General features: G+C 66.8%; 29 protein-coding genes. 4 read left to right on the forward strand and 25 right to left on the reverse strand.

The features are described from left to right. The first annotated feature begins 82 nt into the window (after positions 1 to 82). Positions 83 to 328, forward strand: coding sequence for an acyl carrier protein (locus tag QNO03_RS03795; protein ID WP_055240832.1), 246 nt, complete (start codon positions 83 to 85; stop codon positions 326 to 328). 79 nt (positions 329 to 407) lie between these two features. Then, the gene (gene fabF / locus QNO03_RS03800; protein ID WP_229948885.1) at positions 408 to 1,646 is read left to right on the forward strand and encodes a beta-ketoacyl-ACP synthase II; all 1,239 of its coding nucleotides are present in this window, start codon (positions 408 to 410) and stop codon (positions 1,644 to 1,646) included. A 91-nt stretch (positions 1,647 to 1,737) separates the two neighbouring features. Here fabF and QNO03_RS03805 read toward each other — a convergent pair whose 3' ends face one another. The 5 genes from QNO03_RS03805 to QNO03_RS03825 form a co-directional block, all read right to left on the reverse strand. Beyond that, the gene (locus QNO03_RS03805) at positions 1,738 to 2,241 is read right to left on the reverse strand and encodes a DUF3145 domain-containing protein (protein WP_229948957.1); all 504 of its coding nucleotides are present in this window, start codon (positions 2,239 to 2,241) and stop codon (positions 1,738 to 1,740) included. Between the two features lie 171 nt (positions 2,242 to 2,412). Continuing rightward, positions 2,413 to 3,357: a tyrosine recombinase XerC gene (locus QNO03_RS03810; protein WP_354003876.1), complete on the reverse strand. Its 945-nt coding sequence runs from the start codon at positions 3,355 to 3,357 to the stop codon at positions 2,413 to 2,415. 80 nt (positions 3,358 to 3,437) lie between these two features. Next, complete coding sequence (locus QNO03_RS03815) at positions 3,438 to 3,983, reverse strand: methylated-DNA--[protein]-cysteine S-methyltransferase (protein WP_289601956.1); 546 nt, start codon at positions 3,981 to 3,983, stop codon at positions 3,438 to 3,440. A 48-nt stretch (positions 3,984 to 4,031) separates the two neighbouring features. Further along, entirely contained in the window at positions 4,032 to 5,273 is a 1,242-nt protein-coding gene (gene dprA, locus QNO03_RS03820; RefSeq protein WP_289601958.1) for a DNA-processing protein DprA, read from the reverse strand. After that, positions 5,270 to 6,817 carry a YifB family Mg chelatase-like AAA ATPase gene (locus QNO03_RS03825; protein ID WP_289601960.1) on the reverse strand — a complete coding sequence of 516 codons (1,548 nt, stop codon included), beginning with the start codon at positions 6,815 to 6,817 and terminating at the stop codon, positions 5,270 to 5,272. Before QNO03_RS03825 ends, dprA begins: the two co-directional genes overlap by 4 nt. Positions 6,818 to 7,140: 323 nt before the next feature. Between QNO03_RS03825 and QNO03_RS03830 the strand changes: the two genes are divergently transcribed. Further along, positions 7,141 to 7,986, forward strand: a complete 846-nt coding sequence (locus tag QNO03_RS03830; RefSeq protein WP_289601961.1) for a hypothetical protein — start codon at positions 7,141 to 7,143, stop codon at positions 7,984 to 7,986. Positions 7,987 to 8,062: 76 nt separating this feature from the next. Here QNO03_RS03830 and QNO03_RS03835 read toward each other — a convergent pair whose 3' ends face one another. From QNO03_RS03835 to QNO03_RS03850, 4 genes are all read right to left on the reverse strand, one after another. Further along, complete coding sequence (locus QNO03_RS03835; RefSeq protein ID WP_229948969.1) at positions 8,063 to 8,419, reverse strand: YraN family protein; 357 nt, start codon at positions 8,417 to 8,419, stop codon at positions 8,063 to 8,065. Between the two features lie 96 nt (positions 8,420 to 8,515). After that, positions 8,516 to 9,544: a hypothetical protein gene (locus QNO03_RS03840; RefSeq protein WP_289601963.1), complete on the reverse strand. Its 1,029-nt coding sequence runs from the start codon at positions 9,542 to 9,544 to the stop codon at positions 8,516 to 8,518. A 24-nt stretch (positions 9,545 to 9,568) separates the two neighbouring features. Beyond that, positions 9,569 to 10,309 (reverse strand): SDR family oxidoreductase, encoded by a 741-nt coding sequence (locus tag QNO03_RS03845; RefSeq protein ID WP_289601964.1) that lies wholly within the window; start codon positions 10,307 to 10,309, stop codon positions 9,569 to 9,571. 43 nt (positions 10,310 to 10,352) lie between these two features. Continuing rightward, positions 10,353 to 10,943: a 2'-5' RNA ligase family protein gene (locus QNO03_RS03850; RefSeq protein ID WP_289601965.1), complete on the reverse strand. Its 591-nt coding sequence runs from the start codon at positions 10,941 to 10,943 to the stop codon at positions 10,353 to 10,355. Positions 10,944 to 10,985: 42 nt separating this feature from the next. On the opposite strand from QNO03_RS03850, the gene QNO03_RS03855 reads away from it, so the two are divergent. Further along, positions 10,986 to 11,576, forward strand: coding sequence for a GNAT family N-acetyltransferase (locus tag QNO03_RS03855; RefSeq protein ID WP_229948976.1), 591 nt, complete (start codon positions 10,986 to 10,988; stop codon positions 11,574 to 11,576). Here QNO03_RS03855 and QNO03_RS03860 read toward each other — a convergent pair. The 16 genes from QNO03_RS03860 to ftsY all read right to left on the reverse strand — a co-directional run bounded on the left by QNO03_RS03860 (position 11,548) and on the right by ftsY (position 23,941). After that, positions 11,548 to 11,868, reverse strand: coding sequence for a DUF2469 domain-containing protein (locus QNO03_RS03860; protein WP_227901490.1), 321 nt, complete (start codon positions 11,866 to 11,868; stop codon positions 11,548 to 11,550). The genes QNO03_RS03855 and QNO03_RS03860 overlap by 29 nt on opposite strands. A 7-nt stretch (positions 11,869 to 11,875) precedes the next feature. Continuing rightward, positions 11,876 to 12,622 carry a ribonuclease HII gene (gene rnhB, locus QNO03_RS03865; RefSeq protein WP_289601968.1) on the reverse strand — a complete coding sequence of 249 codons (747 nt, stop codon included), beginning with the start codon at positions 12,620 to 12,622 and terminating at the stop codon, positions 11,876 to 11,878. Beyond that, positions 12,619 to 13,383 (reverse strand): signal peptidase I, encoded by a 765-nt coding sequence (gene lepB / locus QNO03_RS03870; protein WP_229948980.1) that lies wholly within the window; start codon positions 13,381 to 13,383, stop codon positions 12,619 to 12,621. The genes rnhB and lepB (QNO03_RS03870) overlap by 4 nt, the downstream gene beginning before the upstream one ends. An 11-nt stretch (positions 13,384 to 13,394) precedes the next feature. Beyond that, entirely contained in the window at positions 13,395 to 14,105 is a 711-nt protein-coding gene (lepB, locus tag QNO03_RS03875; RefSeq protein ID WP_289601971.1) for a signal peptidase I, read from the reverse strand. A gap of 5 nt (positions 14,106 to 14,110) precedes the next feature. Continuing rightward, a complete protein-coding gene (gene rplS / locus QNO03_RS03880; RefSeq protein WP_146364401.1) occupies positions 14,111 to 14,470 on the reverse strand; it encodes a 50S ribosomal protein L19 in 360 nt (119 codons plus the stop codon). A 233-nt stretch (positions 14,471 to 14,703) separates the two neighbouring features. Then, positions 14,704 to 15,483, reverse strand: a complete 780-nt coding sequence (gene trmD, locus QNO03_RS03885) for a tRNA (guanosine(37)-N1)-methyltransferase TrmD (RefSeq protein WP_289601973.1) — start codon at positions 15,481 to 15,483, stop codon at positions 14,704 to 14,706. Then, on the reverse strand, positions 15,484 to 16,044 hold the full coding sequence (gene rimM / locus QNO03_RS03890; RefSeq protein ID WP_289601974.1) for a ribosome maturation factor RimM: 561 nt from the start codon (positions 16,042 to 16,044) through the stop codon (positions 15,484 to 15,486). 178 nt (positions 16,045 to 16,222) lie between these two features. Continuing rightward, positions 16,223 to 16,465: an RNA-binding protein gene (locus QNO03_RS03895; protein WP_146364407.1), complete on the reverse strand. Its 243-nt coding sequence runs from the start codon at positions 16,463 to 16,465 to the stop codon at positions 16,223 to 16,225. Between the two features lies 1 nt (position 16,466). Then, positions 16,467 to 16,874 (reverse strand): 30S ribosomal protein S16, encoded by a 408-nt coding sequence (rpsP, locus tag QNO03_RS03900; protein ID WP_229948989.1) that lies wholly within the window; start codon positions 16,872 to 16,874, stop codon positions 16,467 to 16,469. Positions 16,875 to 17,068: 194 nt separating this feature from the next. Beyond that, positions 17,069 to 17,950, reverse strand: a complete 882-nt coding sequence (locus QNO03_RS03905) for a VOC family protein (protein ID WP_289601976.1) — start codon at positions 17,948 to 17,950, stop codon at positions 17,069 to 17,071. A 9-nt stretch (positions 17,951 to 17,959) separates the two neighbouring features. Further along, positions 17,960 to 18,478, reverse strand: coding sequence for a GNAT family N-acetyltransferase (locus QNO03_RS03910; RefSeq protein ID WP_289601978.1), 519 nt, complete (start codon positions 18,476 to 18,478; stop codon positions 17,960 to 17,962). Further along, complete coding sequence (locus QNO03_RS03915) at positions 18,475 to 19,077, reverse strand: alpha/beta fold hydrolase (protein WP_289601979.1); 603 nt, start codon at positions 19,075 to 19,077, stop codon at positions 18,475 to 18,477. Before QNO03_RS03915 ends, QNO03_RS03910 begins: the two co-directional genes overlap by 4 nt. A gap of 85 nt (positions 19,078 to 19,162) precedes the next feature. Then, on the reverse strand, positions 19,163 to 20,746 hold the full coding sequence (gene ffh, locus QNO03_RS03920; RefSeq protein ID WP_289601981.1) for a signal recognition particle protein: 1,584 nt from the start codon (positions 20,744 to 20,746) through the stop codon (positions 19,163 to 19,165). Positions 20,747 to 20,907: 161 nt separating this feature from the next. Then, positions 20,908 to 21,246: a P-II family nitrogen regulator gene (locus tag QNO03_RS03925; protein ID WP_146364419.1), complete on the reverse strand. Its 339-nt coding sequence runs from the start codon at positions 21,244 to 21,246 to the stop codon at positions 20,908 to 20,910. Then, positions 21,243 to 22,541: an ammonium transporter gene (locus tag QNO03_RS03930; RefSeq protein ID WP_289601983.1), complete on the reverse strand. Its 1,299-nt coding sequence runs from the start codon at positions 22,539 to 22,541 to the stop codon at positions 21,243 to 21,245. The genes QNO03_RS03925 and QNO03_RS03930 overlap by 4 nt, the downstream gene beginning before the upstream one ends. Positions 22,542 to 22,753: 212 nt before the next feature. Next, a complete protein-coding gene (gene ftsY, locus QNO03_RS03935) occupies positions 22,754 to 23,941 on the reverse strand; it encodes a signal recognition particle-docking protein FtsY (protein ID WP_289601984.1) in 1,188 nt (395 codons plus the stop codon). Positions 23,942 to 23,950 lie beyond the last annotated feature (9 nt).

Below are 23,950 nucleotides of genomic sequence, written 5' to 3' on the forward strand. Positions count from 1 at the left end.
TTCAGCCCCACAAACCACACCGCTTCGGCGGTTGGAACACCGAACCGGTCCCGTACCGGCACTACGAGAAGAAGGAGCCACCATGGCTAGCAACGAAGAAATCCTGGCCGGCCTCGCCGAGATCGTCAATGAAGAGACCGGTCTGGCCCCCGAGGCCGTTGAGCTGGACAAGTCCTTCACCGATGACCTGGACATCGACTCCATCTCCATGATGACCATCGTCGTCAACGCCGAAGAGAAGTTCGGCGTGCGCATCCCGGACGAAGAGGTCAAGAACCTGAAGACCGTCGGCGACGCCGTCGACTTCATCTCCAACGCCCAGGCTTAACCCCATGGCGGCCGCCGCCCGCGGCGGCCGCCCGGCGCCGCCGGCACCAGCACCAGCAACTGCTTCAAGAGAGTGAATCATGGCCCGCAAAGTAGTCATCACAGGCCTTGGCGCGACCACGCCCATCGGCGGGGACGTTCCCACCATGTGGAAGAACGCACTGCAGGGTGTCTCCGGTGCCCGCACACTGGAAGATGAATGGGTGGAGAAGTACTCCCTGCCCGTCACCTTCGCCGCACGGGCCTCCACGCCCGCCTCGGAGGTCCTTGCCCGCGTCGAAGCCAAGCGGATGGACCCCTCCACCCAGTTCGCCGTCGTCGCAGCCCGCGAGGCATGGGCCGATTCCGGCCTGACGGAGGATATTGACCACGACCGGCTTGCCGTGTCCTTCGCCACCGGCATTGGCGGCATCTGGACCCTGCTCGACGCGTGGGACACCCTGCGCGAGAAGGGTCCGCGGCGTGTCCTGCCCATGACCGTACCGATGCTGATGCCCAACGGCCCGTCGGCTGCCGTCAGCCTCGACCTGGGTGCCCGCGCCGGCGCCCACACCCCGGTTTCCGCCTGCGCGTCCGGTACCGAAGCACTGCACCAGGGCCTGGACATGATCCGCTCCGGCAAGGCTGACATCGTCGTCGCCGGCGGCGCGGAAGCCTGCATCCATCCGATGCCCCTGGCCTCCTTTGCTTCCATGCAGGCACTGTCCAAGCGCAACGACGATCCCGCCCGTGCCTCCCGGCCGTACGACCGCGACCGCGACGGGTTCGTTATGGGCGAAGGTGCCGGTGCTCTGGTCCTCGAAAGCGAAGAGCACGCCCTGGCCCGGGGCGCCCGGATCTACGCTGAACTCGCCGGCACCGCAGTCACCGCCGACGCCTACCACATCACCGCACCGGACCCCGAAGGCCTTGGCGCCACCCGGGCCCTGAAGTCCGCTCTCTATGATGCGCGTGCCCAGGCCGAGGACGTTGTGCATGTCAATGCGCACGCCACTTCCACTCCCGTGGGCGATAAGCCGGAATACACGGCGTTGAAGGCGGCCCTTGGCAGCGCGCTCGACGGCGTGGCCGTGTCCGCGACGAAGTCGCAGATGGGTCACCTCCTGGGTGCCTCGGGTGCAGTCGAGGCCGTGCTCACGGCTTTGGCGGTTTACGAACGCCAGGCTCCGGCGACCATCAACCTGGAGAACCAGGATCCGGAGATCCCGCTCGATGTGGTGACCTCCAGCCGCCAGCTGCGGGGCGGCGACATTGTCGCACTGAGCAACTCCTTCGGCTTCGGCGGGCACAACGCCGTGGCCGTGCTGCGCAGCCACTGACCGTTTCAGTACGAAGCAGGCGTCCGGTCCCCGGGGGGACCGGACGCCTGTTTGTTTTTGCTATGGGTTCTGGGAACTCGGTCTAAAGCAGCTAGCCGACCTGATGCAGCCAGCGCACCGGCGCGCCGTCGGCGGCGTGGCGGAACGGCTCGAGTTCCTCGTCCCAGGCCTCGCCCAGGGCCAGGGACAGCTCATGGTAGACGGCGGAAGGATCCCCGGCACCGCTCTCGTAGGCGTATCGGATACGGTCCTCGGAGATCATGATGTTGCCGTGAACATCGGTGGCGGCGTGGAAGATGCCCAGCTCGGGGGTGTGTGCCCAGCGGCTGCCGTCGGCGCCGGCGCTCTGTTCCTCCGTTACCTCGTAGCGGAGGTGCGCCCAGCCGCGCAGGGCGGACGCGAGCAGGGAACCGGTGCCCTGCGGCCCGGTCCAGGCGATCTCGGCCCGGACCATTCCGGGCGCCGCCGGCTGAGGGGTCCACTGAAGATCCGTTCGCTTTTCCACGACGGATCCGATGGCCCACTCAATATGAGGGCACAACGCGGAAGGGGCTGAGTGCACAAACAGTACGCCGCGCGCCATCACAACAGACATTCCATCCTCCATAGCTGTAGGTACGTCTTCCCCAACGACCTGCTGCTGTATGGACGGATATAGTGCCAGGTGTCCGCTGTCCATCATTGTGCCGTAAGTTACGTCTATGTGCCAATGTATCGTTTGGTGCCCCCGCGCAAGGTGAGCAGAGTGCGCGTGTCGACCGCACGCTCAGGCCCGCGGATGGGCCTGGCTGTAGCTCTGCCGGAGCCGGTCCACGGAGACGTGGGTGTACAGCTGGGTGGTGGCCAGGGACGAGTGGCCCAGGATTTCCTGCACCGCGCGAAGGTCCGCCCCGCCGTCCAGCAGGTGGGTTGCCGCCGAGTGGCGCAGCGCATGCGGCCCGGACGCGGAGGTGTCCGGCATGTCCGCCAGGAGACCGGCAACGACGCTGCGGACCTGGCGCTGGTCGACGCGTCCGCCGCGCTTGCCCAGGAAAAGTGCCGGACCGCTTTCTCCCGTGGACAGAGCGGGCCGGCCCCGGCGCAGCCAATCGTCCACCGCAAGCGCTGCCGGCAGGCCGTAGGGGACGGTGCGCTCCTTGTTGCCCTTGCCCAGCACCGTGAGGGTCCTGCGGTCCGGATCGAGGTCATCCACATCCAGGCCGGCCAGTTCCCCCACCCGGGTGCCGGTGGCGTACAGCAGTTCCACCATGGCACGGTCCCGCAGGGCCAGCGGATCACCTTCGGCAGCGGCCGCCTTCAGAGTTTCGAAGAGGTCGTCCAGCTGGCTGCTGCGCAGCACACCGGGCAGGGTTTTTTCCTTCTTGGGTGCCCTGAGCCGCAGGGCCGGATTCTCATGAATCAGCTCCTCGCGCAGCGCCCAGTTGGCGAAGCTGCGGGCGGTGGCGGCACGGCGGGCCAGGGTGGAGCGCGCCTGTCCGGCGGCGCTGAGCTCCCCCAGCCAGCCGCGCAGGACGCCCAGGTCCAGTTCCTTCAGCGATTCCGCTCCCGTGCCGAGCGCGTAATCGAGCAGTTTTGCCACGTCCGACTCGTAGGCGCGGACGGTATGTTCGGATCTCCCGCGCTCCGCCGTGAGGTAGCGGCAAAAGCCTTCCAGCGCGGCATGGAACTCCGCCGGCCATGCCGTGCTCCCTGCTGTTCCTTTTGACGTCACCTCCTTACTGTTCTCTCTTTACCCCTGCCGTTCAAGCAGGCACGCGGTGGAGGGCCGGACACTCGGCCCGTCGCTGCGGTTCAAGCGGACCTGGAGGTTTCCGCCGAGGCGGTAACCGCCTGCCCACAGCTGCGGCGCAGGTGCTCGGTCTGTGGTGCCTTTTCCAGTTCCAGCAGGTACCGCTTGGCGTCCACACCGCCGGAGTAACCCGTCAGTGCTCCGCGGGAGCCCACGACGCGGTGCGTGGGGACCACCAGGTTCAGCGGGTTGCGGGCCAGGGCCGCACCGACGCTGCGGGCCTTGGCTGCGTCGCCCAGAAGCACCGCCAGCTGCTTGTAGCTGGCCGTCCGGCCGTACCCGATGCCCGCAACCTGCTCCCATACCTTTTGTTGGAACTCCGTGCCCTCGGGACTGGTTGCCACGGTGAAGCAGCACCGCCGGCCCTCGAAGTACTCACTCAACTGACGTTCAACGTCCTCGAATCCGTCCTCCACTGCGATGCCGTACGTCGTGCCTGCACCTGCGGGTGCCTGCGGCGGTCCCAGCCGGACTGCGCTCAGGGCGCCCTCCGAGCTGACTAGGGTGAGCACGCCGAGGGGTGAGGTGACAATCTTGTGCATGATCATGGTGTTTCCCTTCCTGGGTGATGGTGGGGTGGAGCGATGGTGTTGCTTCTAGCGCCGGGACCGGCGCCAGAGATCCGCTTCGGCACGCACGGCGAGTCCTTCCAGCTCCAGCCGGGCGAGCCCCGCACGCACTCCCGGCGGAGACAGTCCCGCGACGGACGCGAGTTTGTCCACGGTCGTTCCGTTCCGCACCGGGAGCGCATCCAGCAGGAGCAGGTCCTGCACGGCCAGCCCGTCATGGTCGGACCGCTTCTCCCCGGTCGCGCCCCCGCGTCCGCCGCCTTCACGTCCGCCGGAGTCCCCCGGCGCATCCCCCGCAGCTGCACCCGAGCCGAGCGGCCCGGCCAGTTCGGCAACTTCCCCGGCATCGGTCACACAGACGGCACTGCCATCCCGGAGCAGCCGGTGGCAGCCGGCGGAGTTGGCCGAATAGACGGACCCGGGCACGGCACCTACCTCGCGGCCCAGGCCGGCGGCATGGTGCGCGGTGTTCAGCGCTCCGGAGCGCCAGCGCGCCTCCACCACCACGGTGACAGCGCTCAGTGCGGCGATGATCCGGTTCCGTTGGAGAAACCGCCACCTGGTGGGTGCCGATCCGGGCGGTACCTCGGACAGCAACAACCCTCGGGATGCCACTGCACGCAACAGGTCTTCGTTGCCGGCCGGGTAGAACCGGTCCGCTCCGCCGGCCATCACGGCGATGGTTGCAGCAGTACCGGCGGGAGCGGAGGCCAGGGCCGAACGGTGCGCCTGCGCGTCGATTCCGTAAGCACCTCCGGAGACGACGGTGTATCCGCGGTTGGCAAGCCCGGCGGAAATGTCTCCGGCTATGGACAGTCCGTATCCGGTGGCATCCCGGGATCCGACCACCGCGACGGTGCGGCCGAGCGCCGGCAGTCCCCCGCCAAGGTGCCCCCGGACCCATAGGCAGAGCGGCATCCCCAGCTCCAAATGCAGCAGGGACTCCGGCCACCGGGGATCCTCCGGCACGAGAAGTTCCCCGCCCAGCCGGCGGATCGTCTCCAGGTCCCGGTCCGGCGCGAGATCCGCGACCCGCGGCTTCCACCGTTGGAGCCCCTCTGCCAGCGCGTCACCTTGCCCGCTGCCGCCCGAGGACACGTGCGCGGCAATTTCGGCCCGCACTCCAGCAGGTGCCGTCGACCTGCCGGTGGCGATCTGCAGGGCATGGACTGGACCGGTGGCGGCCACCAGGGCGAGGCCTGCCGTGTCCGAGGGTTCGAACAGTCTCGACAGAGCCGCCCGCGCGGTCAGCACCTCTTCGATACTCATGCCGCCGCGTCCTGCCGCCGGAACGCGAGGGCCTGGCCGACGTCGTCGGCATCCGGCGTCCCGTGCCCGACCAGATCCGCGATGGTCCAGGCCACACGCAATACCCGGTCATAGCCGCGTGCGGTCAGCAGTTGGCGTTCCATCGCCCGGTCCAGTGCCGCGGTCGCGACGGCCGGGGGACGCAGGGTGTCCCGCAGCAGGGTGCCGGGGACTTCGGCATTTGTTTCCGCGCCCAGCGGCCGGAGCCGGTCCCGCTGCAGCTTCCGCGCCTCCCGCACCCGCGCTGCCACCGCGGAACTCGCCTCTGCGGACTCTTGGGCAAAATAATCGCCCAGTGAAACCCGCTGGACCGAGAGCTGCAGATCGACGCGGTCCAGCAGCGGGCCGGAGAGTCGGCTGAAATACCTGCGCCGCTGGGTGGCGGTGCAGGTGCACTCAATCCCCTTCCCTGTCGCCAGGCCGCAGGGGCACGGGTTCGCCGCCAGGACCAGCTGGAAGCGCGCCGGGTACACGGCTGTTCCCGCCGCCCGGTGCAGCACCAGCCTTCCGCTTTCCAGGGGCTGGCGCAGCCCGTCCAGGACCCGCCGCTCGTACTCGGGTGCTTCGTCGAGGAAGAGCACACCACGGTGTGCGCGGGAAGCGGCGCCGGGACGGGGTATGCCCGCGCCGCCGCCGATCACCGCCGCGGTGGAGGCAGTGTGGTGCGGGCTTTCGAACGGCGGCCTGCGGAGCAGCTGACGGCATGGTCGTCCCTGCCAGGCCAGCGAATGGATGGCGGTGACCTCCATGGCCTGGTCGTCCGGAAGGTCCGGAAGGATGCCGGGCAGCCGTTCCGCCAGCATGGTCTTTCCCGCCCCAGGCGGCCCGGTCATCAGGAGGTGGTGCGCCCCGGCCGCAGCCACCTCCACGGCAAACCGGGCCTCGGGCTGCCCGGCGACGTCGGAGAGGTCAGGAATCCTGATGTCGGACTCGTCTTCATTCTCATCCGTTCCCTCCTCCGTCCTGGCGACTGGTGCCGGAAAGTTCAACTGTTCGGGATCGGCACCAAAATCCGCTGCTACCTCTGCTAGACAGGAATAGCCGCGTACCCGTGCACCGGGAACCAGCGCTGCTTCCTCTGCGTTCTGCGCCGCAACGGCAAAGTCCGTGTGTCCGGCAGAGACCGCCGCCATGACCGCCGGCAGGATGCCGCGGATCGGGCGGAGCCTGCTGTCCAGTCCGAGTTCCGCCAGAAAGATGCACCGGCCGGGGCTCCGCAATACCCCGCCGGCGCAGAGGGCGGCGACCGCAATGGCCAGATCAAACCCGGAGCCATGCTTCGGTACGTCCGCCGGCATCAGATTGACCGTGATCCGGCGCCGGCTCAGCGGCAGCCCGGCGTTCTTTGCCGCGGACTTCACCCGGTCCCGTGCTTCGTTGAGGGAGGCATCGGGCAGCCCCAGCAGGATAAAGGAGGGCAGGGATTGCCCGATATCCGCTTCAACCTCGACGATCCTGCCCTGCAGGCCTACGAGTCCTACGCCGTAGGTGCGTCCGAGTGTCACTGAGCTGCCTCGGCGGCGGTGTCGCCGGAGGTATCTTCGCGGCGAGGAACGGCGCTGCAGCGTGTGTCTTGGGTGTTCATGGCCCGAGCATGTCCGGCCCTCACCGGACGCGTGGCGTCATGGTCGGCGGATGTCGACAACTCCCCGGGCTCCGGGACCTCGTTGCCGGCTGGGGAGGAAAGGACGAGTGGCGGTGGAAACGGACGCTCCCAAAGGGCCCTTACTTTCGACCCGCCGATCCCCGCCGATAGAGATCAGCAGGAAATCAAACATCAGCCCATGGTTTTTCAAGCACTGCGGGCACCTGAACAAGGAAATCCATCATGACCGAAAGCCCGCAGACCCCTCCGAGCCGCGGCAGGAAGACACTGGTCATCGCTGCCCTCGGCGCAGCGGCCGTATGCGTCCTGACCGCCGGCACCTTCGTCGGTGCGAACATCAGCAACGGCCAGACCAACCGGCTCTGCACCGACGCAACCACGTCCGCGGAGAAAACCGCCGAAACCGTCAAGGCCTCCGTCGAGACGGCGGATAAGGCCCGTGAACTGGCAAACGGCGCTGAAGGCTACGACAAACACGACGGCGCAGCGGCCCTGCTGAAGACCATGGACAACGCCACGGCCGGCCTCACCGAGAGCGATCCTGCGGGCGACTGCGACAGCCGCGAAGAGGCCAAGGCACTCCGGGACAGCAGTAAGACGGCCAACGCACAGGCGGGCAAGCTCGATGACGCGGCGAAGAAGCTGACTGCGGACGTCAGCGCTTTCCAGGCGGAGGCGAAGCGTGCAGCCGAGGACAAGGCAGCAGCAGATGCCGCTGCGGCCAAGAGTGCCGAGGAGGCCGGGAACGCCATGGCCGGCTTAACTGCGACAGCTGAACAGCCAGCGGCAGCGCAGGCTGGTGCAGGGCAAGTCCCGGCACCGGCGGCACAGCCCCAATACGCCGGTAGCGGCACTGTCTATGCTCCGGCTCCACAGGCTCCCAGCAACTACGCTCCTGCACCTGTCGCACCGGCTCCTTATGTACCGGCTCCTGCCCCAGCTCCCGCACCGGTCAGCGGAGCCAGCGGAGCCAGCGGCACAGGCGGATGGACTCCCCCACCCGCTGGTAGCGGCGGGGGTGGTGGTTGCACCCAAATTGCGGACCATGTCATGTGCAGTGGTCGCTAATCAGCCTGCGCATCCCTATAGGAACCCCGGCGTCCCGGCCTAACAGCCCGAGATGCCGGGATTCTTTGGCTTCCGCCTAGGAAATCCCCCGCAGATGCTCCACGACCGGCGGATTCGTGCCGTCGTCGAGCACCGCCACGGCGTCCACCCGGCGGTGGGTGAAATAGCGGCTGTGTGCCCGCGCCCAGGCGCCGGCCAGCAAATACAGGCGGGCCAGCTTATCCTCGCCAATGGCTTCAAACGGGTGTCCGAAATTCACAGAGGAACGCGTTTTCACTTCGACCACCACCAGGGTGGCACCGTCCACCGCCACCAGATCGATCTCCCCCTCCGGGCACCGCCAGTTGCGGTCAATGATGCTCAACCCGGCCTCGGTTAGATACTGCGCCGCGAGCTCTTCGCCGCGGTTGCCCAGGATGTCTTTGGCTCTCATGCGCACAACAATGGCCCCGTCCAACAAGGTCCCACCCCCGGACACCCGGCATGTGGAGAAGCTCCCTTCGCGGTGCAGCAGTGGAGGAACAGCCGCTTAGGTGGACTGCCTCCAGAGGTCGCCCTGCTGGGCGCGGTGCCAGAACTGCCGCGGTCCCGTCTCACGGACCACATCTGACAGCCAGATGGTCCGGTCCGGATCCCACCCGGCAATCACCGACGCCTGCTCGGCGTCCACCTCCACCGTCCGCCCCGCGCCGCTGAGGTAGCCCTCGACCGTCAGATGAACGGCGTCCCACTCGTCCGCAACGCGCTCCCAGTCGGGGATCACCCAGCGGCCGTCCCGGCCGGTCACGCGGAACCAGGCTTGCCGGCGCGAAGCGGTCACCTCAAGGGGGTGCCTCCTGCACAAGTGGACCCAGTCCTCCGCAGTGTGGATCTCGAAGGTCCGGCCGGTTCCACGGACCGGGATGGTGACAGCACCGATCCACCCCGGGGCATCCTCCACGAGGCTCAGCCCCGCTGGTATGCATCCCACGGTGCCGAGAAGTCCGGACGGAATCGACCACCAGGGGCCGGACCAGTTTGAGCGCACGTCGCGGGCTGCCTCCAGAGCCCGGGCCTCGTCCATCCGTATGTTCCGGCCCCACCGCTCCAACTTCTGCCGCGGGTCCATCCCCAGCGGCGCCGGGTCGTCCGGCTCCCGCCAGTCGATGGCCCACTGTTCTGTCCGGGCGGGCCGACCCAGGTGCGGCGCAGCGTCCGCGACCCGCGCGGCCACAGGACCGAGGGCCTCCTGAATAGCCGGAAGTGCCGCGAGCACGTCGACTCCGTCCGGCGGCTGCCAGTACATAGCGGTGAGCACAGTGCTTTCGAGGGCTGCGAAGACCAGTTCGGCATCCACCCGGCTCAGGTCAACGGATACGAGGAGCGCAGCCAGCTCCTGCGGCGAAGGAATGACCCGGGAAGCCCCGGCACCCGGCCCAAACAGGACCACGGACGTTCCTTTTCCGGGGTCGAGGTCGTACCCCAGCTCGAACACCGCCGAGCTGACCTGCGGATCAAGTTCGGCCGCGAGTTCCAGGCACAGGCGGCGGCCGCGCGGACCGGCGAGAAGTGCGTTCACCGGCCCATCCTCGCACAGGCCGATTTACGCCAGTCCCCCATTCGCATAGAGCACCTGGCCGTTGACCCAGCGGCCCGGACCGGCAAGGAAGGCAACTGTCTCGGCGATGTCCCCGGGCTGGCCCAGCCGTTGTAGCGGCGGCGCCTCGGCCAGCCGGCGGACGGTGTCCTCGTCCTTGCCATCCAGGAACAGTGCAGTCGCCGTCGGCCCGGGTGCGACCGCATTGACCGTGACGTCGCGGCCGCGCAGTTCGCGCGCCAGGATCAGCGTCATCCCCTCCACAGCCGCCTTACTGGCCACGTAGGCGCCGTAGCCGGGGTACTGGGTGCGCCGTACCGTGGTGGAAAAATTGATGACGGCTCCGCCCGGACGCACCCGGCGCGCCGCCTGCTGCGACACCACGAACGTGCCCCGGATATTCGTATGGTGCATCCGGTCCAGGTCCGCGAGGTTCAACTCGGCAATGGGCGCAATGATCATGATCCCGGCAGTATTAACGACGACGTCGATCCCCCCGAACGCTGCCTCGACGGCCTCGAACGCGGCGGCCATATCCGCTTCATTTCCTACATCCCCGCCGACGGCGAGGCCCTGCCCGCCCGCCGCCGCCACGTCCGCCACGATGGACTGAGCTTTGGCGCTGTTGCGGGCATAATGCACCCCCACCGAATAACCGTCCGCAGCCAGCCGGCGGACCACCGCCGCGCCGATCCCGCCGGATCCTCCGGTGACCAGGGCAACGCGTCCGGCGGTTTCTGTGCTCATGGGAGGCTCCCTCAGTAGATCCGTTGGCAGGACCCTAGCGTTTTCAATGCACCGGGTACACCACCGGCATCGGTTTCAGGGTCACGGATTCCAGCGGCACTGCAGGCAGGGCACCTGAATACCCTCGTGCCAGGGTGATATGCGGCCGCAGCTGTGAGGCGAACATGAAGTTCGGGTCCGAAGCCATAAAGCTGGCGGTGTCCTCGACCCCGCAGTCGGCCAGGAAACCGGCCAGGACCGCATAAAGCTCCCGGTGCAGCGCGGTTATTTCCGGTGACGGCAGATACTCCACCACCAGCGTCGTCCCCCGGGCCCCGAAGCCGGCAAATCCTGCCGGCTCCAGCCGGAAGGAATCCGCGGGCAGCAGCTTCTCGGTCCGGGCGATGTACCCGGTGAGCAGCTGCTTGTAGGCGGGCAGCTCAATTCCCGTCTGCGCACTGATGATCCGGTACACGTCCAGCACCTTGCCGAAATGGATCAGAGTCAGGTGCAGCTGGTGCCGCGGCACCGGCCGCGCAGGGGCCTGCACCGACTGGCGCAGGGACAGCAGGTGGGCCAGCGAGGCGGCGTCGGGCTGCATCTGCGCATACAGGCGGAGATTGGAATCGAAACCGGATGAACGGCGTTCGGGCATGGGAAAAGTCTAGGCGGGGCTCCCCCGGCTAGGCTGTGGGGCATGGCTTTCGACATTCCGCTGCTCACCGATGACGTGCTCCAGCTGCGCCCGCACACCCTTGCCGACCTCGACGCCGTCCACGCGCGGTGCGTCGACCCCTTGACTGTGAAGTGGACCACCGTCCCGCTGGACTACACGCGGCCGATGGCGCAGGAGTATCTGGAAACCATCTCGGTTCCGCAGGAAAACGCGGTGTCGTGGGCTATCGATGTCGCCGGCAGCTATGCCGGGACCATTGACCTGCGCTTCCAGGGCGCCGCCTCCGGTTCGCTGGGGTTCGTCACGTCGCCGGAATACCGGGGACGCGGCCTCATGTCACGCGCGGTCCGGCTTGTGGTGGGCCATGCCTTTGAGGACCTGGACTGGGACGTAGTGACCTGGTCGGCGAATACCGGAAACACCGGCAGCTACAAGACGGTCTGGCGCTGCGGTTTCCCGCAGCCGATCACCGTGCCGTATTTGCTGAACCACCGGGGAAAGATGGTTGAAGGCTGGATTTCCAGCCTTGGCCGGGATGATCCCCGGGAACCGGCGGGCAGCTGGGAGGAAGCCGCGGCGGTGCTTACAGCTCGTCCGCCTTCGGCAGCGTGAGGTCGTCGTTGCGGGTCAGTTCCTCCACGTTGACGTCCTTGAACGTGATGACGCGGACGCTCTTAACGAACCGCGCCGACCGGTAGACGTCCCAGACCCAGGCGTCCTGCAGAGTGAGGTCAAAGTAGATCTCGCCGTCGGCGGAGCGTGCCTGCAGGTCCACGTGGTTGGCCAGGTAAAAACGCCGCTCGGTTTCCACGACGTAGCTGAAGAGGCCTACGACGTCGCGGTACTCCCGGTACAGCTGGAGCTCCATGTCCGTTTCATAGTTCTCAAGGTCTTCGGCGCTCATGTTCCCATCATCCCCCAACTATGCTTAGCTCGTCCTCAGGTTCCAGCACCGGCTCGCCCGGGCGGGGCTTGGAGCCCAGCCGCCAGGACATCCGGTGAAGCGGTGTGGGACCGTGGACGTCGATGGCCGCCCGGTGTGAGCCGGTGGCGTAACCCTTGTTGATCTCCCACGAATAGTGCGGGTTCGAAGCGGCAAACTCTACCATCATGGCGTCGCGTTCCACCTTCGCCAGGACGCTGGCAGCGGCCACGCTCAGGCACTGCATATCGGCCTTGATCCGGGTGTGCACCGGTGCGGTACAGCCGGGTTCCTCCCCGCCGGCCGGCTCATCCACGTCAAAGAGGCTGCCCTGCCGTTCGGGTGAGAGCCAGTTGTAGTTGCCGTCCAGGAGGACGACGTCGGGGCGCAGCGTCTGGCACACCTGGTCCCAGGCGCGCGTTCCCGCGATCCGGAGGGCGGCCGTCAAGCCGTGCAGGTCGATCTCTGCGGCGCTTGCATGGCCCACTCCCCAGGCGAGGGACCATTTCTTAATCTGCGGCACCAGCGCATTCCGGTCTGTGACGGTCAGCAGCTTGCTGTCCCGCACACCCTTGAGCGAACGCACCGTGGCCAGGTCGACGGCGACCATTCCCACGGATACCGGTCCCGCCAGGGCGCCCCGGCCCACCTCGTCGCAGCCGGCCAGGATCCGGTGGCCGGAGGCGGCAAACGTACGCTCAAGCCGGAGCGTGGGGGCCTTGGCGGTGGAAGTCACTTGCTGCCGCTCGGTTCGGGCACGTCTTCGAAGACCTCGGAGTAGCTGCTGACCCCACCCACGCGGTTCAGCGGCCAGGCAGTGACAACGGCCTTGCCCTCGATGTCGTCCACATCGACGAAGCCGCCGCCCTCACCGTACTGGTGTTCGCGGGAGTCTGCGGAGGCGTTGCGGTGGTCGCCCATCACCCAGACCTTGCCTTCGGGGACAACCACGTCGAACGGGATGTCGGAGGGGGCGGCACCGGGGTACAGGTAAGGCTCGTCCAGGGGCTCGCCGTTGACCGTGATCCTGCCCTCGGAGTCGCAGCAGACCACGTGGTCGCCTTCGGTGCCAATGACGCGCTTGACCAGGTGCTGCTGGGATTCGTCCGGGAGCAGTCCCACGAAGGTCAGGCCCTCACGGATCGGATTCGCTGCCTTCTCCGCGGCCTGGGGCAGCCAGCCCTTGGTGTCCTTGAAGACCACGACGTCGCCGCGGTTCAGGTCCATCGGTTCGGGGACCAGGAGGTTGACGAAAATGCGGTCGTTGATTTCCAGCGTCTCTTCCATGGACCCCGAGGGGATGTAAAACGCCCGGAAGAGGAAGGTCTTGATCAGGAAGGACAGCACCAGGGCGACCACCACGATCGTGAGGACTTCCCGCAGCCAGGCACCGAAGCCGCGCTTCTTTTCCTTCGGTTCCGCTGCGTGTGCTGCGGAGTCCCGCTGTTCCCCGGAGCCGGGCGTCCCCTCAGGGGACTGGTCCGGTTGCTGCGACATTGCTTTTCCTCTTATTTCTCCGTGTTCCACTCGGCTCCTAAGGATAGCCGGTCAATATTGGTACCGCGTTCGAGCGGCCAAAGAATCCGCTGGGCCTGTCCGATGACCCGTTCCGTGGAGATCAGGCCGCCGCCGGGAGCTCCCAGCAGCGAGCGGGAGTCCGCCGACTCGGACCGGTGGTCCCCCATCAGCCACAGCCGGCCTTCCGGGACGACGACGTCGAACCTGGAGTCGCTGGGAGCGTCTCCAGGGTAAACGTACGGCTCCTCCACCGGGGTTCCATTAACCGTGATCCGGGGATCCCCGTCCTCACAGCAGCTGACATGATCCCCCGGCACGCCGATAACCCGCTTCACGTACACGGTGTCGCTCCCGGCCAGACCCAGCCAGCGGCCTACGGTCGCGGCGGCGTCGGCCAGTGCGGGGCGTCCACTGTGCAGCGGGGCCAGCGAACCCCTGCCGTCAAACACCACTACGTCCCCGCGCTCGATCTCCGCGGAGGAGTAAGCGGTGCGGGAGACGAGGATCCGGTCGCCGGGCTCGAGCAGCGGCTGCATCGAGTCGGACGGAATGTAGAAAACGTCAAACAGGAACGCCCGGACAAGTGCGGCCAGGATCACGGCGGCAGCGAGAGCACATAGCACAAAACGCCAGCCCACAAACCGGGGCCGGCGTTTCGTGTGCTTCGCGGAGGGATCCCCGGAGGCGGATGCTGCAGTCAAGTAAATTACTTGGCGGGACGGAAGTCGCGCTTTTCCTTGATCTTGGCTGCCTTGCCGCGCAGGTCGCGCATGTAGTACAGCTTTGCGCGGCGGACGTCACCCTTGGAGACGACCTCGAGCTTGTCGATGACCGGGGAGTGTACCGGGAAGGTACGCTCAACACCGACGCCGAAGCTGACCTTGCGGACCGTGAAGGTCGCACGGAGGCCATCGCCCTGGCGCTTGAGCACGAAGCCCTGGAAGACCTGAACACGGGTGTTCTTGCCTTCGATGATGTTTACGTGAACCTTGACGGTGTCACCGGCGCGGAACTCGGGGATGTCCGTACGCAGTGAAGCTGCGTCAACAGAATCTAGGATGTGCATTTTGTATCACTCCTGGTGAACGCCACAGGTCATCCACTTTGGTAACGACAGCAAGAATGCGTCCGTAACTACGGGCTGCACGGATGCTGTCGAAGCTAGAAAGACCGGCAGGACCTAGGTTGGTCTACCGGTGTGTACAGATCTGTTGGCCGCGTTCCCCCTGTGGCAGGTACGGACCCAGATGACACAACTCCCTATTTTGCCACACCGGCACGAAGCGCACCAATCCGGGGTCAGGCAGGCCGAATGACCTGTCCGCCGCGGATTTCATAGCCCAGCGCCGCCAGGGTGGCCCGGTCGGCCTTGTCCAGCGTCGCGGCGTCGAGCTTTTCGATCAGGTCCGGACGCCGGTCGGCCGTGCGGCGCAGCTGCTCGTCCCGCCGGAACCGGGCGATCTTCCCGTGGTTGCCGCTGAGCAGGACCTCCGGAACGGGGCGGTCACGCCAGTCCGAGGGCTTCGTGTAGACCGGGTATTCCAGCAGGCCGTCCGAGTGCGACTCCTCCACCAGTGACGCGGGATTGCCAACCACGCCGGGCACCAGCCTGCCCACGGCCTCCACCATGGCCAGTACCGCCACTTCGCCGCCGTTCAGCACGTAGTCGCCGAGGCTGACCGGCCGGACGTCAAAGCGTTCCCCGGCCCATTCCAGGACCCGTTCGTCGATCCCCTCGTAGCGTCCGCAGGCGAAGACCAGGTGTTTCTCCTCGGCCAGTTCGTAGGCCATGGCCTGGGTAAAGACCGCGCCCGCCGGTGAGGGGACAATCAGGACCGGCCGCTCTCCGCCGTCGCCGGCAACCGCATCCAGGGCGGCGGCCCACGGCTCGGGCTTCATCACCATGCCTGCTCCCCCGCCGTACGGGGTGTCATCCACGGTACGGTGCCGGTCCGTGGTGAAGTCCCGCAGGTCATGCACGGCCAGCTCGAGCAGTCCGTCCTGCCGGGCCTTGCCGATCAGGGACAGCTCAAGGGCCGCCAGGTACTCCGGGAAAATGCTGACGACGTCGATACGCACTTACTGTCCGGCTTCCTTCGTGTCGGCCGGGGCGGACTTCTTATCCTCGGGCTTATTCAGCTCGAAGAGCCCCTCCGGCGGCGTGAGCAGGACGTAGCCGTCCTCGACATTCACTTCCGGGACGATCGCCTCGACGAACGGTACGAGGATTTCCTCGCCGCGGACGTCTTCGACCACCAGCAGGTCCTGGACGGTGAGGGTACGCAGGCCGCTGACGGTGCCGACGACGTCGTTCCCCACCCGTGCCTTCAGGCCCACCAGCTCGTGCTCGTACCAGCCCTCGTCGTCGTCGTCCTCCTCCACCGCTTCGGTGTCGATGAACAGCTTCACGCCGCGCAGTTCCTCGGCGCCGTTACGGTCGGTGATTTCGTCGAAGCCCAGCAGCAGGATGTCCTTGTTCCAGCGCGCGCTGATCACGGTCAGCGGGCCCTTGGCGGCCGGCTCAACGGTGAGTTCGGTGCCGGGAACAAAGCGGTCCTCGGGTGCGTCGGTCAGCACCTGGACGGTCACTTCGCCGCGGATGCCGTGCGGCTTGCCGATGCGTGCCACCTGTAACTGCATGGGATCTCCTCTATGGGGGTTTCGTCGCCCGGGTTTGCCGGCGCCGGAAAAAAATCCGGCCCCTTCACCATTATCTGGTGTCGGGGCCGGATCCTGTGTACTGCTGTTACTTCTCTACTTCCGGTACTGCAGTGAAGAGCTGTTCGCTTCCGCTCCGCCGTCTGTGATCATTTTCAGATCAGCGGCGGCGGTCCGTGTCCACAACGTCCACCCGGACCTGTTCACCGTTGGCAAGGGCGGCGATGACCGTGCGCAGTGCGCGTGCGGTCCGTCCCTGCCGGCCGATGACCCGGCCGAGGTCGTCCTGGTGAACCCGAACCTCGAGGGTTTCCCCTCGGCGGTTGCTCTTGGCGGAAACCTTGACGTCCTCAGGACTGTCAACGATTCCGCGCACGAGGTGCTCCAGCGCTTCAGCGAGCAAGTTACTCTGCCTCAGCCTCGGTGGAGGCCTCGGGGGCCTCTTCCTTCTTGGCCTTGGGGGTGATGGCCTCGGGGACAATCACGGACTTCTTTTCGGGAACCACGAAGGGCTCCTTCGGGGCCTTGGTACGCAGGGTACCTTCCTGGCCCTCGATGTTCTTGAACTTCTGCCAGTCACCGGTGATCTTCAGCAGTGCTGCGACCTGCTCGGTGGGCTGGGCGCCGACGCCGAGCCAGTACTGCGCACGGTCCGACTTGATGTCGATGTACGACGGCTCTTCGGTCGGACGGTACAGTCCGATTTCTTCGATGGCACGGCCATCGCGCTTGGCACGGGAATCCATGACAACAACGCGGTAGTGTGCTGAGAACTTCTTGCCAAGGCGCTTAAGGCGAATCTTTACGGCCACTTTTGTGGTCACTCCTGATCTGAAATGGGGCGAACCCGTACTTCTGCTCCCGTGGGGCGGGCCATAACGTTGGGGTTCAAAAGGACAAGATGCATGCACGGAGAGAGGGCCCGCGCAGATCGAGTACCTGACCATTGTGCCAGATGACTTCATCTTTTGCGACTCACGCGGCCGCGGCCGGTATCCGCGTAATTTCAGCCGGCGGCAACGCGCAGCCGGTTGCGCCACGGGTCCTCGAAATGCAGTTCCGCACCGGTCGAATGGCTGGCAATACCGGCGACCCGGAGGCGGTCCGCCAGCCCCGCGACGTCGTCGGCGGACGGAACGCTGATCAGCACCTCCCCCAGTCCCAACGTGTCGCGGCGCGGTCCGGCGCCGCGGCTGTTCCACACATTCATCGCCATGTGGTGGTGGTAGCCGCCGGCGGAGACGAACAGCGCCTGCCCGTGGAAGCCGGCCGTCCGTTCGAAGCCCAGGATGCCAACGTAGAACGCCTCGGCGGTTGCGGTATCGCCTACCTGGAGGTGAACGTGTCCGACGGCGGCGTCGGCATCCCGCAGTCCGTCCAGTGCCGCTTCGGTGAGGTGGTCGCGGAAATAGGCCTGCGGAGACAACGGCAGCGACGCCATCCGCACCTCCCGGCCGGTTTCTGTCCGGTCCCAGTCCCAGCTTTCGCGCGGCTTGTCGAAGTAGAGCTCGATGCCGTTGCCTTCGGGATCCGTGAAGTAGAACGCCTCGCTGACGAGGTGGTCCGCGGAGCCGGCGAAGGCGGAGGCGTCATACTCCGCCGCTGCTGCAACAGTGGCGGCCAGGTCCGCCTGGGTGTCAAAGAGGATGGCGGTGTGGAACAGGCCCGCCTCGCCGCGGGAGGCCACCTGCAGGCCCGGCGCCGGCTCCAGATGGACCACCGGGACGGTGCCGCGGCCCAAATACATTCCGCCGTCGGCCTCGGCAAGCACCTCCAGCCCGAGGGCTCCGCGGTAGTACGCGGAGACTTTCCCCAGGTCGCCCACCTTCAGCATCACCGTGCCCATCGAGAGTGCATCCGGCAACAGGTCGTTTACTTGAAGGTTCATGTAATGAGCTTACGTGGAGCTTTGCCTATTCACCAGCTGCGCGCGCATGGCCACGCGTTCGCCCAGGGAATCCAGGCCGAGGCTGACTTCGTGCCGCCGCAGCGCCGCCAGTTCGCCGTCCGGGTCCTCGACAGTTTCGAAACCGCAGGTGGCGTAGAACGGGCCATTGAACGGCACGTCCGCGAAGGTGCACAGGGTCATGGACGCATAGCCCTGCTCCCGGGCCCAGTCGAGTGCCGCCGTCACCAATGCCCTACCCAGCCCGGCGCCAGCAGCATCAGGGTGGACGGAAAGCTGCTCCAGGTGGGCCTGGCCGTCGACTTCCTCCAGGCGGGCAAATCCAACGGGCGGCTTTCCTGCAACCAGGAGGTGGAGGGAAGCCGCGAGCTCCCGCTCGGTGGACACCGGCGGCAGCACGGGCAGTCCCGCGACGCCCGTCATCCCCTCCAGCAGGGTGTCGGACGCCTCCTCGACTGGAGGCAGGAAGGGCAGGTCGGCGGGGACCGCGTCCCGGATGGAGGGGCTCATTTGCCCGCGGCCGTCCGGCGCCGGCGGGAGAGGAAGTCGCGTATCGCCAGCCGCCCGACGTCCGTATCCTGCGGGCGGTGGTTCCCGCCGACCTGCCGGTGCTCGGCTCCGGTGGAGACGAGGAATTCAGCGACCTCTTCGTACAGCGGCTCCCATCCGCCGGTGAGGACGAGCGTGGGAAGGCCCGGAACAATGTCGAGCGGCGCATCCCAGGCGGGCCCTTCCGGCGGCCGGGGATCGGAGACGGGCCGGAGCAGGTCGCGGTGGGCCGTGGCGGCAGGCAGGCCACGGGTCAGAGAGAAGACCGCCGGCTCGCACAGCACCAGGGAAGACACTTTGCCGGGATCGCGCAGTGCCGCCAGCATGGCGGGTACCGCACCGGCGGAGTGCGCCACCAGGTGCCCGCCGTCGGCCAGCTCCGCCCGGATCAGGGCGATGTCCGCCTCGAGATCCGGCGGGGACGGTTCCGCACCGGCGTCATAACCGTGACGCCGGAGGAACAGGCAGTCATAGTCCAGGGCAAGCCCGTGCTGCCGGGGCCACGCGGCTGCGCCGGAACTGCCGGCGCCGTGCACAAAAACCACTCGTTGCCGAAGCATTGGACTCCTTTCCCGCAGGGGTGTAACCGGCCGTTAACGCATGCACCGCCGGACGCTGGTCCGGCGGTGCGTGCTTGTTTCCTGCCTACTTGCCGAGGAACTTATCGAAGCCCTTGGGCAGGTTCAGCGACGCGGGGTCGAAGTCAGTGTCCTGGCCGCCGAATGCGCTGCCGGTGGGCAGTGCCGTACGGGCACCGGCACGCCGGGCTTCCGCTTCGGCCCGCTCCTGGGCAGCCTTGGCCGGGTTGCCGGACTTGGCCTTCTTCTTGCCCTTGGCTGCCTGCTGCTTCTTGCGGGCACCGGTGAAGCCGCCGGGACCGGCCATGCCGGGCATACCCGGAATGCCGCCGCCGGCAGCCATCTTCTTCATCATCTTCTGGGCCTGCACAAAGCGTTCCAGGAGGCCGTTGACCTCGGACACGTGCACGCCGGAACCGCGGGCAATGCGGGCGCGGCGGGAGCCGTTGATGATCTTGGGGGCGACCCGCTCGTGCGGGGTCATGGAGCGGACGATCGCTTCAACCCGGTCGATTTCGCGTTCGTCGAAATTCTCCAGCTGCTCACGCATACCGGCGGCGCCGGGCATCATCATGAGCATCTTCTTCATGGAGCCCATCTTGCGGATCTGCTGCATCTGGGCCAGGAAGTCGTCGAGGGTGAAGTCTTCCTGATCGACGAACTTCTTCGCCATCCGGTCGGCTTCGTCCTTGTCCCAGCTCTGCTCGGCCTGCTCGATGAGCGTGAGGACGTCACCGAGGTCCAGGATGCGGCTGGCCATGCGGTCCGGGTGGAAGACCTCGAAATCCGTGAGGCCTTCGCCGGTGGAGGCGAACATGATCGGCTTGCCGGTCACCGAGGCTACGGACAGTGCGGCACCGCCGCGCGCGTCGCCGTCGAGCTTGGTGAGGACGACGCCGGTGAAGTTCACACCCTCGTTGAAGGCCTGTGCCGTGTTGACGGCGTCCTGGCCGATCATGGCGTCAATCACGAACAGGACTTCGTCCGGGTTGATGGCGGCGCGGATGTCCGCGGCCTGCTGCATCAGTTCGGCGTCAACGCCCAGGCGGCCGGCGGTGTCGACAATAACGACGTCGTGCAGCTTGGTGCGTGCTTCCTCGACGCCCTGGCGCGCGACGGCGACCGGGTCGCCGGTGGCTGCCTCGAACTCGGAGGAGACACCCGGGTGCGGAGCATAAACGGGAACGCCTGCGCGTTCGCCGTTGACCTGCAGCTGGCGGACGGCGTTGGGGCGCTGCAGGTCCGCTGCAACCAGCAGCGGGCTGTGGCCCTGGGACTTGAGGTGCTTGGAAAGCTTGCCGGCGAGGGTGGTCTTACCGGCACCCTGCAGGCCCGCGAGCATGATGACCGTGGGCGGGTTCTTCGCCAGGCGCAGCCGCCGGGTTTCGCCGCCGAGGATGGCCTTGAGCTCCTCGTTGACAATCTTGACGACCTGCTGGCCCGGGTTCAGCGCCTGGGAAACCTCGAGGCCGAGGGCGCGCTCCTTGACGGAGGCAGTGAACGCACGGACCACGGGTACGGCGACATCGGCGTCCAAAAGGGCGCGGCGGATTTCGCGTACCGTGGCATCGACGTCGGCCTCGGTGAGCCGGCCCTTGCCGCGCAGGTTCTTGAAGGTTGAAGTCAACCGGTCAGACAGTGAATTGAACACGTGCCGCGCACTTCTTTCGTCAGGTTCGTTGCCTTGTTTGCCAGGCCCAGCTGTTAAGGGTACCAAGCCGGGTTGGGTAATTCAGGCATGGACCGTACCGGAACGCACGGCCGCCCGGCTGGAGTCCCAGCCGGGCGGTCGGTCAGTTGCGTTTTACCGGGCTAGAGGGCGGAGTCCCCGCGCTCCCCTGTCCGGACCCGGAGGGCTTCCTCCACGTTCACGACCCAGACCTTGCCGTCACCGGCGCGGCCGGTGTTTGCCGTGGAGACCAGCACATCCACGATGTCGTTGACCCAGTCGTTGGCCACGAGGATCTCCACCCGGACCTTGGGCAGCAGGTCCACGGTGTATTCGGCGCCGCGGTAAACCTCGGTGTGCCCGCGCTGGCGGCCGTATCCGTTGGCGGAGCTGACCGTCAGGCCCTGGACCCCGTAGCTCTCCAGGCTGCCCCGGACCGCGTCAAGCTTCTCCGGCCGGACAATAGCGGTTACGAGTTTCATGAGTTGACCGTCTCCTTGGTGGTGGTGGTGCGTGCCGAATCCGGGAAGGGGCTGAAGGAGCCGCCGGTCCCGAGGCCGCCGAACTCGTAGGCAGTCTCCGCGTGTTCGCTCAGGTCCACGCCGTTGACTTCGTCCTCCTCGGAGATCCGGAAGCCCATCGTTTTGTGGATGGCGAGCCCGATCAGCAGGGTCAGGACGCCGGAGAAGACGATTGCTACAGCGGCTGCTGCAGCCTGGGCGCCGAGCTGGCCGAGTCCGCCGCCGTAGAACAGGCCGCCGCCCACGCCGTCGGCCGGCAGGGCGATGAAGCCCAGGGCGAGCGTGCCGACGAGGCCGGCCACGAGGTGCACACCGACGACGTCGAGCGAGTCGTCATAGCCGAACCGGTATTTCAGTCCCACCGCCAGCGCGGAAAGGACACCTGCAACCAGTCCGAGTCCCACTGCGGCCAGCGGGCTGACGTTGGCACAGGCCGGGGTGATGGCAACCAGCCCCGCGACGACGCCGGATGCGGCTCCGAGCGAAGTGGCCCGGCCGTCGCGCAGGCGTTCGGTCAGCAGCCAGCCCAGCATCGCGGCGGCGGGGGCGGCCAGGGTGTTGATCCAGATCAGGCCCGCTTCTTCCGCAGTGCCCGCTGCGCCGCCGTTGAAACCGAACCAGCCGAACCAGAGCAGCGTGGCGCCGAGCATCACGAAGGGAATGTTGTGCGGACGCTGGTTGGGGTCCTTGCCGAAGCCCATCCGCTTACCCAGGATCAGGGCCAGGACCAGACCCGCCACGCCTGCGTTGATGTGGACTACTGTGCCGCCGGCGAAGTCGATGGCTTCACCGACCACCGAGCCAATGGCGCCCTCGGCCCCGAGGAGGCCGCCGCCCCAGACCATAAAGGCCAGCGGGCAGTACACCAGTGTCACCCAGACCGGCACGAAGACCGCCCAGGCGCCGAACTTGGTCCGGTCGGCCACCGCGCCGCTGATCAGGGCCACGGTGATGATGGCGAACGTTGCCCCGTACCCGGCGGTGATGAGGTCTTCGGTGCCGAGGATGTCTTCCAGCCCGAAGGATGTGAAGGGGTTGCCGAACAGTCCGGCGATGCCGTCCCCACCGGTCATGGAGAAGCCCCAGAGCACCCAGATCACACCGACGAGTCCGATCGAGACAAAGCTCATCATCATCATGTTCAGTGCTGCCTTGGCGCGGGTCATACCGCCGTAAAAGAATGCCACCCCCGGTGTCATGAGCAGCACCAGTGCCGCCGAAATCATTACCCAGACGTGACCTGCTGACAGATCCATCTTCACGTCCCTTCACGTATGGCGGGCATCTCCCGCACAAGGAACTCTGCCGGGGCCAGATTTCCGTCCCGCCCCGAAGGTGTTGCCGGCAGGTTACAAACCGGCTGCTCCGGTAAAAGGCTCGTGACGGCCGGGTTTCCACTGCGTTTCCTGGCACGCAAAAGCCCCGCTTCCCTTGCGGGAAACGGGGCTTTGGTTCAGCTGGAAACGTCCTAGCCGAGCAGGGCGTCCACGAAGCCCTCGGCTTCGAAGGGGGCGAGGTCATCCGCGCCCTCGCCGAGTCCAATGAGTTTCACGGGCACACCCAGGGTCCGCTGGATGGCGACGACGATGCCGCCCTTGGCGGTGCCGTCGAGCTTGGTGAGGACAATGCCGGTGATGTTGACGACCTCGGCGAAGACCTTGGCCTGGGTCAGACCGTTCTGGCCGGTGGTGGCGTCCAGCACCAGCAGCACCTCGTCCACGGCGGCCTGCTTTTCAATGACGCGCTTGACCTTGCCGAGCTCGTCCATGAGGCCCACCTTGTTCTGCAGGCGTCCTGCAGTATCGATGAGGACCACGTCGACTTCGCCGTCGATGCCTGCCTTGACGGCTTCGAAGGCGACGGAGGCGGGGTCGGCACCGTCTATCTCGGACCGTACGGTGGGGACACCCACCCGCTGGCCCCAGGTTGCCAGCTGCTCGGCGGCCGCGGCACGGAAGGTATCCGCGGCACCCAGCAGAACGTCCTTGTCTTCGGCCACGAGGACGCGGGCGAGCTTGCCCACCGTGGTGGTCTTGCCGACGCCGTTGACGCCCACCACCATCACGACGGCGGGGGCCGTTGCATGGCGCTGGACGGCGAGGGACCGGTCCATGGTGGGATCCACCAGCTTGATCAGTTCCTCGCGCAGCATGGCGTGGACCTCATGCGGGTCCTGGCTGCCGGAGATCCGGACCCGCTGGCGCAGCGCATCCACCAGTTCCATAGTGGGCTCGGTGCCCAGGTCCGCCAGGAGGAGGGTCTCCTCGATCTCGTCCCAGACATCCTCGTCGATCGTGTCGCGGGAAAGCAGCGCCAGCAGCGCCTTACCCATGGCGTTGTTGGATTTCGCCAACCGGGCGCGCAGGCGGGCCAGGCGGCCCTGGACCGGTTCAGGCCGCTCGAGGGCGGGCGCCTCTTCGGCGGGGGCTTCCTCCAGGCCGCGTAGGTCATCCGGAACAACGACGGTGCCGTCTTCGGGCGGTGCCTCGAGGGTGTCGGTGCCGGCGCCGCCTCCGGTGACCGGATCATTGGCGTCCCGGCGGGTGGGGTACATGCTCTTGGGCGTGCGCCGGGTCCGTACCAGCAGTGCCGCGGAGAAGCCGACCACGGCGATGGCAACAAGGACATAAATCACTATCGAAAGGGTCTCATTCACGCTCCCAAG

It is taken from the genome of Arthrobacter sp. zg-Y877 (assembly GCF_030373105.1).
In the GTDB taxonomy this organism is placed as follows: Bacteria; Actinomycetota; Actinomycetes; order Actinomycetales; family Micrococcaceae; genus Arthrobacter_B.